The following is a 14,228-nucleotide window of genomic DNA, read 5'->3' as shown; positions in this document are numbered from 1 at the left end:
CGCACCGCGGAAGGCGGTGCAGGGTCTAGCATCCGGGCCGCTCAGGCGCCCCAGCCGTTCCAGTGGGTGATCGTCTCGGGGGCCGGTCGCTCGGTTGGCTTGAAGTCGGTCCCGAGCGTGTAGGCGACCGGGAGCAGCGCCATCTGCACCACGTCTTCCGGGAGCCCGAGCACGGCCCGCGCGTCCTCCTCGAAGGCCAGGTGCATGGTCGTGAACGTCGATCCGAGTCCACGGCTGCGCAGGGCGAGCTGGAAGCTCCAGACCGCGGGATAGATCGAGCCGTAGTACGTCGTCGCGAGCACGAGGGACTCGGGATCGACGAGCCGGCCCTCGAGGCAGGGAATGACGAGCGCCGGCACGTCGCCCATGCGCTCGGCGAGGGTTCGCGCGTGGCGGTAGACGTCGGCGGTCTGCGCGTCGTTCGCCGTCTTCGCGGACTCGTCGAGGAGCGGCAGGCCGCGGGCGTAGATCTCGCCGAGGGCCTTCTTCTTCCCGGGCTCGTCGACGACGATCCAGCGCCAGTGTTGCGCGTTGGTGCCGGTCGGGGCCTGCTGGGAGAGGCGGATGCAGTCGAGGAGGACGGCTCGCGGGACCGGTCGGTCGAAGTCGAGTCGGCGTCGGACCGCGCGGGTGGTCGAGAGCAGACGATCGACGGTTTCGAGGTCGAAGCCGGCCTCGGAGAGAGGCGGCGAAGGCGATTCGCTCATGGGGCGCTCCGTGGATTCGTGGCGGATTCTCTCGCGCCGGAGCCTCCGTGCGCGCGCTTCGGATTCTCCCACGGCGGGGTGTGCCCTCACAAGGGGGGCGGTATCGTCGATCGCGACCTTTGGGAGGGAGTTCGAGTCTTGTCCATTCCGATGCCGCGCAACCATCGCTCGCGTGTCCGTCTTCTTCTGCTCCTCGCGAGCGCGCTTTCCGTGGCCGGGCTGATCGCCTGTGGTGGAGAGAACGAGCTCGACACGTCGGGGCCGGTCGCCGAGTGGCGGCACTGGGGCGGGACCCGTGGTGCCGACCACCACTCGCGGCTCACGCAGATCACGAAGGAGAACGTCGGCGAGCTCGAGGTCGCCTGGATGCATCGCAGCGGCGACTTCTTCGACGCCTCCGGCTACTCGAAGGTCACGGCGCTCCAGACGACGCCGCTCGTCGTGAACGATCTCCTCTACTACTGCACGCCCTTCATGCGGGTCTTCGCGCTCGACCCGGAGACCGGCGAAGAAGTCTGGCAGTTCGACCCCGAGTTCGAGGAGCGTCACGGGGAAGGGCCGTACCCGCTCATCTGTCGGGGCGTCTCCTACTGGGAGGACACGGACGTCGCCCCCGGGACCGTGTGCAAGAAGCGGATCTTCTACGGGACCGCCGACTCCGAGCTCCACGCCCTCGACGCGGACACGGGCAAGCCCTGTGAAGGATTCGGCGAGAACGGGCGCGTGGCGCTCCGCGAAGGAATCGGGGACGCGCCGCCCTGGGAGTACCACCCGACGTCGCCGCCGCAGGTGATCCGGGATCGCGTCGTGATCGGGGCGCTCGTGGCGGACAACGTCCGGGTCGACGCCCCGGGCGGGGTGGTGCGCGCGTTCGATGCGCGGACCGGCGAGCTCGAGTGGGCGTGGGATCCCGTGCCGCCCGGCTACCCGACGGAGCCGGACCCCGAGACCGGACGCCGCTTCACGAGCGGGACGCCGAACATCTGGTCGATCATGACCGGCGATGCCGAGCGGGGCCTGATCTACGTTCCGACCGGGAACCCGTCCCCGGATCTCTTCGGCGGCATGCGAAACGGGCTCGACCACTACGGCAGCTCGACCGTCGCCCTCGACGCGGAGACCGGCGAGGTCGTGTGGAACTACCAGTACGTCCACAACGACGTCTGGGACTTCGACACGCCGAGTCCGCCCACGCTCTTCCAGGTCGATGGCGTGGGCGATGGGCGGCCCGGTCTGCTCCAGACGACGAAGATGGGGCACGTGTACCTGCTCGACCGCGAGACGGGGGAGCCGCTCTATCCGGTGGAGGAGCGGCGGGTGCCGCAGGGGGGCGTGCCGGAGGAGACGCTGTCCGCGACCCAGCCCTTCCCGACCCATCCAGCGCCGCTCCATCCCCTCGACCTCTCGCCCGACGATGCCTTCGGCTTCACGCCGCTCGACCGGGCGATGTGCCGGAGCGAGATCGAGAAGTACCGCTACGACGGGATCTACACGCCGCCGACGATCGAAGGGTCGATCCAGTACCCCCACACCACGGGCGGCATGAACTGGGGCGGTGTGGCGATCAACCCCTCCACGGGCGTCATGATCGTGAGCCAGATCCACCTGGCGATCGTCAACTTCATGATCCCGCGCGCCGAGGCGGATCTGCTGGACGAGTCGAGCTTCGTCTATCCGAACGAGTTCTACGCCATGAAGGGCACGCCCTATGCGGTGCATCGCTACATGCTGGCTTCGCCCTTCGGTGCCCCCTGCAATCCGCCGCCCTGGGCGAGCCTCACGGCCGTCGATCTGAAGAGTGGCGAGGTGCTCTGGAACCGTCCGCTCGGGACGATGCGTGAGGTCGCTCCGTGGCCGGTCTGGTGGCTCTACGGCGATCGCTACGGCGCGCCGGCCTTCGGGGGCGGGATCTCGACCGACAGCGGCCTCTACTTCACGGGCGCGGCCTCGGACAAGTTCATGCGGGCCTTCGACGTGGAGACGGGCGACGAGCTCTGGAGCCACCGCATGCCCTTCGCCGGGCACGCGGTCCCCATGTCCTACCGGCTCGGCAAGGATGGCCGTCAGTTCGTCGTGATGGCGGCGGGCGGCAATCCGCTCGGCGACATGGGCGACGCGATCATCGCGTTCGCGCTTCCCGAGTAGGTCGGGCTCGCCTGCACCCGCGAGGTCGCGCTAGGCGAGGATCGCCTTCGCACGATCTCGAAGATCGTTCTTGAGCACCTTGCCGGAGGCGTTCGCCGGCAGCTCGTCGACGACCTCGAAGAAGCGCGGGACCTTGTAGTTGGCCATGTTGTCGCGGCTCCAGGCCACCAGCGCCTCGGCGTCTAGGGTCGTGCCCGGCGTCGGAACGACGAAGGCCATGCCGACCTCGCCCATGCGGTCGTCGGGGACGCCGATCACCGCCGCGGCGGCGATTCCCTCGTGCTGGAACAGCAGGTTCTCGACCTCGGCCGGGTAGACGTTGAACCCGCCCATGATGAACATGTCCTTGATCCGGTCGGTGATCCGGAGGTAGCCGCGCTCGTCCATGACGCCGATGTCGCCGGTGTGGAGCCAGCCGTCGGCGTCGATCGCCTTCGCCGTCTCGGCGGGATCGTTCCAGTAGCCCTTCATGACGTGGTAGCCCCGCGTCCAGATCTCACCGGGCTCGCCGGCGGGGACCTCCTTGCCATCCGGGTCGACGATCTTCGTCTCGGTGTCGGGGATCGGTCGACCGCAGGTGGTGGCGATCGTCTCGTCGTCGTCGCCGAGCCGGCAGGCGGTCACCGTTCCCGAGCTCTCGGTCAGCCCGTACGCGGTGATCACTTCGCGGAAGCCGAGCTCGCTCCGCATCTGCCGGACGAGCTCGACGGGGACGGCGGCGCCGCCGGTGACGGCCAGACGGAGCGAGGAGGTGTCGTACTTGTCCCGATCGGGGAAGGTCAGCAGGGACTGATAGATCGTAGGCGTGCCCGGCATGACCGTGACCTTGTCGCGCTCGATGCGTGCGAGGGCGGGCTCGACGTCGAAGACGGCTTCCGGCATCGCGGTGGCGCCATGGATGATGCAGGCGAGCCATCCGCTCTTGTAGCCGAACGAATGGAAGAAGGGCATCACGATCAGGTACCGGTCGCCCGGGGAGAGACCGACCGAGCGGCCCCAGACGTCGAACACCTTCAGGTTCTGGCCGTGGGCGGTCGTCACGGCCTTGGGGTTGCCGGTCGTACCCGACGTGAAGATGAAGTCCGAGAGGTCGTCCGGCTCGACGGAATCCGCGCGCTCGCGGGCTGCGCCCGGTTCGACGGAGACGCCTCGAGCGAGGAAGTCTTCCCAGGGAGCGGCGTGGCTGCTCTCGCCTTCGATCAGGATCGTGCCTTCGAGGTCGGGCAGGTCCTGGGAGGCGATCGCGTCGGCGTAGTTCATCCCGAGGAAGTCGCCCACCGTGAAGAGCAGCTTGGCGCCACTCTTCTCGAGCACGTACGCCGCCTCGCTCGCCTTGAAGCGGGTGTTCAGGGTGACGAGCACGGCGCCCGCACTCTGCAGGCCGAGCGCGGCGATCTCCCAGCGCCAGCCGTTCGGGGCCCAGATGGCGACGCGGTCGCCACGCTCGACACCGGAGGCGATGAAGGCGCGACAGGCTTCCTGCGCCGCGGCTTCGAGCTCCGTGAAGGTGAAGGTCTTTCCATCGTCCTCGAGGGCGGACACGTCCGGCCACATCCGCGCCGCGCGGGCGAGGGTGGACGGGATGGTCATCGTGTCCCACTGGACCTGGTCGGTCGGCAGATCGGCCATGGCGGGTGTTCTCCTCGTGCTCGTCGTTCGCGTCGGGATCGGGTGGAGGTGGGCGAGTGGGCGGGTAGGCGACTACTGGCGACCGAGGACGGCGATGCCGCAGGCCGTCGGGTGACCGCCGATGTTGTGGGAGACGGCGAACTTGCCATCGACTCCCGCGACCTGGCGATCGCCGGCCTGGCCGCGCAGCTGCAGCACGTTCTCGTAGACCATACGGACGCCGGTGGCGCCGGTCGGATGGCCGAAGGTCTTGAGGCCGCCGTCGGTGTTGACCGGCAGGTCGCCGCCGAGCTCGAAGGCTCCGTCGGCGATGTGCTCCTTCGCCGATCCCTTCTCGCAGAAGCCAAGGTCTTCGTAGGTCAGTAGCTCCGTCAGGGAGAAGCAGTCGTGGACCTGGGCGACGCCGATCTCGCCCCTCGGGTCGGTGATCCCGGCCATCTCGTAGACGTCGTCGCGGGCCCAGGCGGTGGGCTTCCAGGAGAGGAAGTCGTTGCCCGGGTCCTTCTGCGGGTTCGGTCCCGCCCGAACCGTGACGCCCTTCACGAGGATCGGGTCGCTCGAGAAGGAGCTCGCGAGATCGCTTCGCGTGAGGACGCAGGCCGCGGCGCCGTCGGTCTGGGCGGCGGAGTCGTAGAGGCCGAAGGGCCAGGAGATGATCCGGGCCTTGAAGTAGTCCTCCTCCGTGATCTGCCGCTTGAGGAAGCTCTTCGGGGCGAGGCAGCCGTTCGCGTGGTTCTTGATCGCGATCTTGGCGAGGTCCTCGCGGCTCGCGCCGAACTTGTCGAAGTAGGTCGCGGCAGCGAGGGAGAACCAGCCCGCGGGCGTCTGGGGCAGGTCGCGGACCCGGTCGACGACGACGGACGGGCCCGAGACGCCGCGATCCTTCGGCTTGTCGTAGCCGACGACCAGCACGGTGTCGTAGAGGCCGGCGGCGATCGACATGACACCGAGTCGCACGAGGTCGGTGCCCGTCGCGCAGTAGTTCGTCGCGAAGCTGATCGGCTTGTTGAAGAGCTTGAGGGCGTCCCCGCACTCGTGCGGGCCCTTGTTCGAGTAGATCGAGCCGGTGAAGACGGCGTCGATCTGCTCCTGGGGCTTCTCGATCCCCGCGTCGGCATAGGCCTCGTAGGCCGCGTCGACGATCATGTCCGACGGGGACTGGTCCCAGTTCTCGCCGAACTGGCAGCAGCCGACGCCGACGATCGAGACCTTGTCGCGGATCGATTCCTTGTTCGCCATGACTCGTTTCCTTGGTACGGGTGCGTGACCCGGATGAAGAGAGGGTGGGGAGGGCCGACGGCGGCCTACTCGGGCTTCGGGATGCCCTTCCAGTAGTAGTTGGGGCGACCGCCGGACTCGTGGATCCGCCGGAACACGAACTCGACCTCCTGGCCGATCTTCATGTCCTCGGGCGCGATCTCGACCACCTGGAGGTGGATCCGCGCGCCGTCGACGTCGGTCACGGTCACGACCGTCGGCGGGTTCGGCGTGGGGAAGAAGAAGTCGAAGGTGTAGGTCACGACCTTGCCGGTCCGGTCGGAGAGCCGGACCTTCGAGTAGTCGTCCTTGGCGAAGCAGGACTCGCAGATCCGCTGGGCCGGGAACTGGATGGCGCCGCAGGCGTTGCATTGCTGGCCCAGGAGGGAAAGGTCGTCGTCGCGCTCCCGGAAGAGGATCGTGGCGGACAGACCCGGATTGGTGCCCGCGTCCCACTCGGTCGCCGCGAGCCCCTTGGCCTTCACGTAGTCGTCATAGCTCGTGACCACCCGGCGGCGGGCGAGGTTCCACTCGACGCCGCGGCGCGGAGCGAGCTTCTCGATCTGGTCCGTGGTCGAGAAGGACGTCACGTCGGCACCGTTGCCGAAGTTGGCGAGCAGGATCTTCTGCCCGGGCGTGGCGGCTTCGAGGGCCGCGATCAGCTGGAGTGGCGCGAACGCGGCGCCGGCGTTGCCCAGCCGCCCGAAGAGCGGGGACTGGATCGCGTCGCCGGTGACGCCGGCGGCCTTGAGCGCGCCGCCGTGGGAGCGCGCGTCGGGTCCGTAGAAGGCGACCCGGTCGTAGTCGCCGATCCCGGTCCCCGTCTTCTCGAAGAAGCCCGAGAGGGCTGCGGCCATGTTCGGCGTGTAGGACTCCTGGATGACGAAGCGGTCCTCCCAGGTGTGGACGAATTCGTGGCCGGCAGGACGCCAGACGTCGGTCACTTCGTCGGTCACGGCGTGGAAGTCGTCGACGCTGGCGATCGCATCGCCGTCGGTGATCAGGAAGGCGGCGGCGCCGTCGCCGAAGTTGGCTTCCATCCCGCTCTTCGGGGCGGCCATCCGGGCGTCGCTCGCGATCACGAGGGCGCACCGCGCGGAGCCCGCCTTGACTGCGTCGGTCGCTGCGCGAAGGGCGGCGGTCCCGGCGCGGGTCGAGCCCGCATGGTCGGCGGTCTGCACGTCGCGCCCGAGATCGAGGACGCGGGCGACGAGCGCCGCGGCCTGCTTCTCCTGGAAGGGCAGGGTCGTCGAGGCGAAGAGCAGCAGGTCGACCTGGCTGCGGTCGAGGCCCTCGAGGCAGTGGATCGCTGCCGTCACGCCCTGCGTGATCGCATCTTCGTCGTTCCACGCGACCGAGCGCTCGGGGCCGCCTTCCTTCGGAGGGCGTCCGCCGATCACGGCGAAGGGCAGGCGCGTGCGCGGGACGTAGGCCCCGTAGGAAGTGATTCCGATCATCGAAACTCCGATCGGGCAGGTGCCCGTTCCGCGACGGCGCGGTGAGGGGAGGTGCTAGTTCGCCGCCTCGAGGATCGTCGCGATCTTCTCGGCGTGTTCGTCCTGGGTGCCGAACATGTTCTCGCAGACCCAGGCGCGCTTCAGGTAGTAGTGGGCCATCACCTCCCAGGTGAAGCCCATGCCGCCGTGGACCTGGATGCCGGTCCGGGCGTTGCGGATCGCGCTCTCGCCGGCGGTGACCTTCGCGGCGGAGACCGCCTTCTGCACGTCGGCGACCTCGGGCGCATCGAGGGTCGCGCCGGCGTTGTAGGCCCCGGCGCGCGCGGCCTCCTGCTTCACGAACATCTCCGCGAGCATGTGCTTGACCGCCTGGAACCCGCCGATCGGTCGTCCGAACTGCTGGCGCTCCTTGGCGTAGTCGTTGGCGAGCTCGAGGGCGCCTTCCGAGAGACCGAGCTGAACGCCCGAGATGATCGCCGCGCCTTCGAGGCGGAGCCGAGCCGCGGCGTCGGCGTCCCCGATCTTGTCGCCTTCCGGCAGCGCGGTGACATGGTGGATCGGCGTGAGCGGGTCGAGGGGAACATCGACCGGCTTCGCCTCGCAGGTCGCCGGGTCGACGCGGTAGACACCGTCGCTTCGGAGCACGAGGAGCACGTCCAGGGTATCGAAGTACTCGACGACGACGGGCTCGGGCGTCGGTCCCATCAGATCGACGCCGCCGACGACGGTCTCGCCGGTGGCCGCGCCGTCGACGAGACCGGCTGCGAGATGGGTCCAGACGACCGGGCCGGGGACGAGACGACGGCCGAGCTCCGCGAAGACGAGCACCGCGTCCGAGAAGCCGAGGCCCACGCCTCCCTCGTTCTCGGAGAGGCGGAGGGCGAAGACGCCCATCTCGGCGACCTCGTTCCACAGGTCGCGGTCGAAGCCGCCCGCCTTCTCGATCTCGGGGATCCGGTCGAAGGGCAGCTGGCCCTCCACGAAGGAGCGGATGCCTTCGCGCAGCGCCTTCTGATCTTCGGTCGGTTGGAAGTCCACTTCGGTCTCCGCTCGTGAGGGGCGATGAGGGGGCGAGAGCCGGGCGAAGAAGCCTAGGCCGGGTTCGGCTTCGGTTCCTTCACCTGGCCCAGGATGCGCTCGCCGATGATGTTCTTCTGGATCTGGCTCGTGCCCGCCGCGATCGCGGTCGAGATCGCGTTGAAGTGGCGGGCGAAGAAATGCTGGGCCGGGAGGTCCATCACGTCCGAGCGCGAGATGCCGGCACGCCCGAGGAGACGCACGGCGAGCTCCGTCGTCCGCTGGAAGATGTCGGTGTAGTAGAGCTTGACGGCCGAGGCGCCGACGCCGGGGACGCCGGTCTCCTTCGCTTCGCAGACCGAGAGCTTCACCATGGCCCAGAGACTCTCGAGCTCCCCCGAGAGATGACCGATCTCGCGGCGCAGGGCCTTGTCGTCCCAGGCGGTCGCGCCGTCGCTCGTGATCTTCTTGGCCGTCTCGACCATCTTCGCGACGAAGGCCTGGAGCTGGATCATGTCGCTGGCGAAGGCGGTGCCGCGCTCGAAGCGGAGCGTCACGTTCGTGACGCGCCAGCCGTCGTTCTCCTTGCCGACGAGATTCGAGACCGGGATCCGGACGTCTTCGAGGAAGACCTCCGAGAACTCGCCTTCGCCTTCGAGGGTGGGGAGGGGGCGGATGTCGATCCCGTCGAGGTCCATCGGCATGATGAGCCACGAGATCCCGCCGTGCTTCGACGAGTCCGGGTCCGTTCGGACGAGCATCTCGCAGTAGTCGGCGACGTGAGCGAACGAGGTCCAGATCTTGTGGCCGTTGACGACGTAGTGGTCGCCGTCGCGTTCGGCGCGGGTCTGCAGGTTCGCGAGATCCGATCCGGCGACCGGCTCGGAGAAGCCCTGGCACCACACCTCCTCGCCGGAGATGATCCGCGGGATGTGGGCGGCCTTCTGAGCCTCGGTGCCCTCGACCATGATCGTCGGGCCGCCGTGGAGCATGCCGACGAAGTTCACGCCGATGTAGGGCGCGTTCGCCTTCGCGATCTCCTCGAAGTAGATCAGCTGCTCGACGCCGCTCGCGTCGAGGCCGCCGTACTCTTTCGGCCAGTTGATGCCCGCGTAGCCCGCCTCGAAGAGCTTCCGCTGCCAGCCCGTGTCGTAGGCCCGGCGCGCGTCCCAGTCGTGGGTCGACGGCGGCGGCCCGTAGGCCGGGACTTCGCTCGCGAGCCAGGCGGCGAGGTCGTCGCGGAACTTCTGCTCTTCGGGGGTGGTTCGGAGATCCAAGGCGGGGCCTCCGCGCGTTCGATCCCGCGGCGTGCGGATCGCGGCTCGCGCGAATTACGAGCCGGAGCGTATCGAAACCCCGGAGGGGCGTCAAAGGCCCCTGGGCCCATCGAAAGCGGGCGATAGCGACGGTTCTGCGGTCTCAGAACCGGTCGAGATACTGGACGTAGTCGTCGAGCACGGGCAGCACCTCGTCGCGGGGCGCCGAGGGGATCCGCAGGACGCACTCGGTGACGCCCGACGTCTTGTAGTACCCGAGCTTCTCGTCGGTCGGGAAGACGCCCATCGGGACGACGTGGAGCGCGCGCGGGTCCCGTCCGCGCTCCTCGAGGAGGCCGCGCAGCTTCTCGAGCTCGGCCGCCATGCCCGCGCCCCCGATCGGCATCCAGCCGTGCGCGTACTCGGCGATCTGCGCGAAGATCTTCGGCCCGGCGCCGCCGCCGATCAGGACGCGCGGCCCGCCCGCCTGCACCGGCTTCGGCCACTGCCAGGAGGGCTCGAAATCGACGAACTCTCCCGAGAAGGCCGCGACGTCCTTCGTCCAGAGCGCCTGCATCGCCAACATGACCTCGCGGGCGTGCTCCCGTCGCCGCTTCACGTCGATCCCGTGGTTCTCCATTTCTTCATGGTTCCAGCCGTAGCCGATCCCGAAGACGAAGCGACCCTCACACATCCAGTCGAGGGTGGCGAGCTCCTTGGCGAAGGTGATGGGGTCGTGTTGGGCGGGGAGACCGATGCCGGTCCCGAGGAGGATCTTCTCCGTGACCGAGGCGGCCGCGGCGAGGGCGATGTAGGGATCGGGGCTGCGCTTGTACTCCTCGCCGAGCTCCGGGGTCCCGGTCGGCGCGGGCGTGCGGCGGCTCGTGGGGATGTGGGTGTGCTCGGGGATGTAGAGCGAGTGGAAGCCTCGGGCCTCCACCTCACGGGCCACCTCGACGGGGTGCATCGCGACGTCCGTCGAGTGGAAGGCCACGCCGATCTTCATGGGGCCATCCGCCGGGAACTCACTCATCGCTTCCTCCTGATCGCTCGAGGCACGAACACGCCGAGCGTTCGTATAGATCGAATGCCGGCGCGCGTCGAATGCCGGTGCCCGATCGGCGATGGGTCGGACGGTTGGATTGCGGTGCCGGGACGCTGACTTACGATACGAAGTGTCGGTCCAGCACGAATCCCCGGACCCCTTCGACGAACCCCCGTCCCCGCCCGAGACCAGGAGCCCTCTTGGCCACTGCCGCCCCCGACTTCGACGCGAGCTACGAGCTCGCCGATCGCTACCGCATCCAGGACGGCCGCGTCTTCCTGACCGGCAACCAGGCGCTCGTTCGCCTGCCCTTGATGCAGCGCCAGCGCGATCTCGCCGCCGGGCTGAACACGGCGGGCTTCATCTCCGGCTACCGGGGATCGCCGCTCGGCATCTTCGACATGAACCTGTGGCAGGCGAAGCGCGAGCTCGAAGAGCATGCGATCCACTTCGAGCCCGGGCTGAACGAAGACCTCGCCGCGACGACGATCTTCGGAACGCAGCAGGCGGTCCTGATGGACGGGCCGAAGGTCGATGGCGTGTTCGGCATGTGGTACGGCAAGGGACCCGGCGTGGATCGTGCGTGCGATGCGCTCAAGCACGCGAACTACGCGGGGACGTCGAAGTACGGCGGCGTCCTCGCGCTCATGGGCGACGATCCCGGCGCCAAGAGCTCCTCGATCGCGCACCAGAGCGAGCCGGCGATGATCCACTGCGGCATCCCGGTGCTGAACCCGTCGAGCGTTCAGGACTACGTCGACTTCGGGATCTACGGCTGGGCACTCTCGCGCTATTCGGGCTGCTGGATCGGCTTCAAGTGTCTGACCGACACGATCGAGAGCAGCGGCTCGGTCGCGGTCTCGCCGGACCGTGTCCGACTCGTCGAGCCGACCGACTGGGAGCCGCCGCCCGGCGGCATCCACATCGGCTGGGCGAACATCCCCCAGATGGTCGAAGAGCGTCTCTTCGAGCAGCGCCTCGTCGCCCTGCAGGCCTTCCTTCGCGCGAACCCGATCGATCGCGTCGCGCTCGAGTCGCCGAAGCGGCGGTTGGGGATCGTGACGACGGGGAAGGCCTACGGGGATCTTCGTCAGGCCCTCGAGGACCTCGGGCTCGACGACGAGAAGGCCAGGGACCTCGGGATCTCGATCTACAAGATCGGCCTGACGTGGCCGATCGAGGGCGAGGGCGCTCGGGCCTTCGCGCAGGGCCACGACGACCTGCTCGTGATCGAGGAGAAGAAGCCGATCCTCGAGGAGCAGCTCGCGAGCCTGCTCTACAACCTCTCCGAGCGGCCGCGGCTGCTCGGCAAGCAGGACCTCGACGGAAGCCCGCTCGTGCCCCAGATCGGCGAGCTCACGCCCGGTGTCGTGGCCGGCGTGCTGCGTCGCTGGATCGCCCGCGAGGCGCCGGAGTGGGCCGCGCGGCTGACGCCGGACCCCGAAGCGCCGGGTCTCCAGGTCGCTCAGGGCGGGCTCACGCGCCTGCCTTCGTTCTGTTCGGGCTGCCCCCACAACCGCTCGACCGTCGTGCCCGAGGGCTCGATCGCCCTCGGCGGGATCGGCTGCCACGGCATGGCCGTCTTCCTGCCCGAGCGCCGGACCCTCGCGGTCAACCAGATGGGGGCCGAGGGCGTCAACTGGATCGGTCAGGCGCCGTACACCGAAGTCGACCACATCTTCCAGAACATGGGCGACGGCACCTACTTCCACTCGGGCCTGCTCGCGATCCGGGCGGCCGTCGCCGCCGACGTGAACATCACGTACAAGATCCTCGTGAACGGGGCGGTCGCCATGACCGGCGGGCAGCCGATCGAGGGCGAGGAGATGGCCGGCGAGATCACGACGCCGGAGATCGCCCGCCAGCTCGCTGGCGAGGGCATCGAGCGGATCGCCGTCCTCTCGAACGACATCCAGAAATACGCCCCGGGCACGTTCCCGACCGGCGTGACCGTCCATGACCGCAAGGAGCTCGACGCCGTCCAGAAGGAGCTGCGCGAAATCCCCGGCGTGACGGCGATCCTCTACGACCAGACCTGCGCCGCCGAGGCGCGCCGCCTCCGCAAGCGCGGCGATTTCCCGGATCCCGATCGGCGGATCGTGATCAACGAATCGGTGTGCGAGGGCTGCGGAGACTGCTCGGTCCAGAGCAACTGCATCTCGATCGAGCCGGTCGAGACCGAGTTCGGTCGCAAGCGAACGATCAACCAGTCGTCCTGCAACAAGGACTACTCCTGCCTCGAGGGCTACTGCCCGAGCTTCGCCTCGGTGATCGGCGGAAGGATCCGCAAGGTCGAGGCGACCGCGGTCGACGCGGGGGAGGGGGCCGACTCGCTCTTCTCCGGATTGCCGGACGCGCCGGTCGCGTCCCTCGACCAGCCCTTCAACATCTTCGTCGCCGGAATCGGCGGTACGGGCGTGATCACGATCGGCGCCCTCGTCGGGATGGCGGCCCACCTCGAAGGCAAGGGCGTGTCGCTCCTCGACGTGACAGGGCTCGCCCAGAAGAACGGGGCCGTCGCGAGCCACGTTCGCGTCGCGAACACGCCCGAGGAGCTGCACTCGACGCGCATTCCGGCGGGCGGTGCGGATCTCGCCCTCGGCTGCGACATCGTGGTCGCCACCGGCCAGGACGGCATGCAGAAGCTGTCGCCGTCCCGGACGACCGCGATCGTGAACACCCACGTGGCTCCGACCGCCGACTTCGCCACCAATGCGGATCTCGACATGTCCTCGGCGGGAATGGAGTCCCGGATCACCGCCGCGGTCGGTGCGGAACGGGCGGACTTCGTCGCGGCGACGAAGCTCGCGACGGCCCTGCTCGGTGATGCGATCGGCGCGAACCTCTTCCTGGTGGGCTATGCGCTCCAGAAGGGGCTGATTCCGGTCGGATTGCCGGCGCTCGAGCGCGCGATCGAGCTGAACGGCCGGTCGATCGAGATGAACAAGCGCGCGCTGTCGTGGGGCCGACTGGCGGCCCACGATCCCGAGCGCGTGCGCGAGCTCGCGGCCTCTCGGGTCCGCGACTCCCAGACCACGCCGAAGGCCGAGACCCTCGAAGACCTGATCGCGCGCCGGGTGCGCTTCCTGACCGACTACCAGGACGAGAAGTACGCGCGGCGCTACGCCGAGCGGGTCGAGCAGGTGATCGCCGCCGAGCGTGCGATCGGCGCCGAGGACCATCCGCTCGCGGAAGCGGTCGCGCGCTACCTCTTCAAGCTGATGGCCGTGAAGGACGAGTTCGAGGTCATGCGCCTGTGGGCGAGCGAGGCGTTCCAGCGACAGCTCGACGCCGAGTTCGAGGGCAACTACAAGCTCCAGTTCCATCTGGCGCCGCAGCTCTTCTTTCCGCGCGACCCGAACACCGGTCGGGTCCGGAAGCTGAACATCGATCGACGGGTCTTCGCCGTCCTGAAGGTCCTCCGGCACTTCAAGTTCCTGCGCCACTCCTTCCTGGACATCTTCAACCGGACGGCGCACCGCAAGCGCGAGTGGGCCCTGCTCGCCGAGTACGAGACGACCCTCGACGAGCTCCTGCGCGAGCTGACGACGGGCAACCGGGAGATCGCCGTCGAGATCGCGAGCATTCCGGAGCACATCCGGGGCTTCGATACGGTGAAGGATGCCCAGGCCGAGGCGGCGAAGGAGAAGGAAGTGGCGCTCCTCGAGGCCTTCCGGCGCGCCTGAGGCGCGTTCGAGGCGCAGCGGGCCCCCGG

General features: G+C 68.6%; 9 protein-coding genes. 2 read left to right on the top strand and 7 right to left on the bottom strand.

Annotated elements, in window-relative coordinates:
- Positions 1–41: 41 nt before the first annotated feature.
- The gene (locus NXI30_23020; GenBank protein ID MCR9097104.1) at positions 42–707 is read right to left on the bottom strand and encodes a nitroreductase family protein; all 666 of its coding nucleotides are present in this window, start codon (positions 705–707) and stop codon (positions 42–44) included.
- A gap of 138 nt (positions 708–845) precedes the next feature.
- On the opposite strand from NXI30_23020, the gene NXI30_23015 reads away from it, so the two are divergent.
- Positions 846–2,852 carry a pyrroloquinoline quinone-dependent dehydrogenase gene (locus NXI30_23015; protein ID MCR9097103.1) on the top strand — a complete coding sequence of 669 codons (2,007 nt, stop codon included), beginning with the start codon at positions 846–848 and terminating at the stop codon, positions 2,850–2,852.
- A 30-nt stretch (positions 2,853–2,882) separates the two neighbouring features.
- Here NXI30_23015 and NXI30_23010 read toward each other — a convergent pair whose 3' ends face one another.
- The 6 genes from NXI30_23010 to NXI30_22985 all read right to left on the bottom strand — a co-directional run bounded on the left by NXI30_23010 (position 2,883) and on the right by NXI30_22985 (position 10,501).
- On the bottom strand, positions 2,883–4,481 hold the full coding sequence (locus NXI30_23010) for a FadD3 family acyl-CoA ligase (GenBank protein ID MCR9097102.1): 1,599 nt from the start codon (positions 4,479–4,481) through the stop codon (positions 2,883–2,885).
- Between the two features lie 72 nt (positions 4,482–4,553).
- Entirely contained in the window at positions 4,554–5,720 is a 1,167-nt protein-coding gene (locus NXI30_23005) for an acetyl-CoA acetyltransferase (protein ID MCR9097101.1), read from the bottom strand.
- Between the two features lie 65 nt (positions 5,721–5,785).
- Positions 5,786–7,195, bottom strand: a complete 1,410-nt coding sequence (locus NXI30_23000; protein ID MCR9097100.1) for a zinc ribbon domain-containing protein — start codon at positions 7,193–7,195, stop codon at positions 5,786–5,788.
- Positions 7,196–7,249: 54 nt separating this feature from the next.
- The gene (locus NXI30_22995; GenBank protein ID MCR9097099.1) at positions 7,250–8,233 is read right to left on the bottom strand and encodes an acyl-CoA/acyl-ACP dehydrogenase; all 984 of its coding nucleotides are present in this window, start codon (positions 8,231–8,233) and stop codon (positions 7,250–7,252) included.
- Between the two features lie 53 nt (positions 8,234–8,286).
- Positions 8,287–9,489 carry an acyl-CoA dehydrogenase family protein gene (locus NXI30_22990; GenBank protein MCR9097098.1) on the bottom strand — a complete coding sequence of 401 codons (1,203 nt, stop codon included), beginning with the start codon at positions 9,487–9,489 and terminating at the stop codon, positions 8,287–8,289.
- Positions 9,490–9,631: 142 nt separating this feature from the next.
- Positions 9,632–10,501: an LLM class F420-dependent oxidoreductase gene (locus tag NXI30_22985; GenBank protein MCR9097097.1), complete on the bottom strand. Its 870-nt coding sequence runs from the start codon at positions 10,499–10,501 to the stop codon at positions 9,632–9,634.
- Between the two features lie 212 nt (positions 10,502–10,713).
- Here NXI30_22985 and NXI30_22980 point away from each other — a divergent pair, with 212 nt between their 5' ends.
- A complete protein-coding gene (locus NXI30_22980; protein ID MCR9097096.1) occupies positions 10,714–14,199 on the top strand; it encodes an indolepyruvate ferredoxin oxidoreductase family protein in 3,486 nt (1,161 codons plus the stop codon).
- The last annotated feature ends 29 nt before the right edge of the window (positions 14,200–14,228 follow it).

The organism is bacterium (genome assembly GCA_024742285.1).
Classification (GTDB): domain Bacteria; phylum Myxococcota_A; class UBA9160; order UBA9160; family UBA4427; genus UBA4427.
This window is presented reverse-complemented; position numbering and strand designations above follow the sequence as displayed.

Coding starts and splice junctions, on each gene's coding strand:
- NXI30_23020 (MCR9097104.1), bottom strand. CDS start 707: ATGAGCGAATCGCCTTCGCCGCCTCTCTCCGAGGCCGGCTTCGACCTC.
- NXI30_23005 (MCR9097101.1), bottom strand. CDS start 5,720: ATGGCGAACAAGGAATCGATCCGCGACAAGGTCTCGATCGTCGGCGTC.
- NXI30_23000 (MCR9097100.1), bottom strand. CDS start 7,195: ATGATCGGAATCACTTCCTACGGGGCCTACGTCCCGCGCACGCGCCTG.
- NXI30_22985 (MCR9097097.1), bottom strand. CDS start 10,501: ATGAGTGAGTTCCCGGCGGATGGCCCCATGAAGATCGGCGTGGCCTTC.
- NXI30_23010 (MCR9097102.1), bottom strand. CDS start 4,481: ATGGCCGATCTGCCGACCGACCAGGTCCAGTGGGACACGATGACCATC.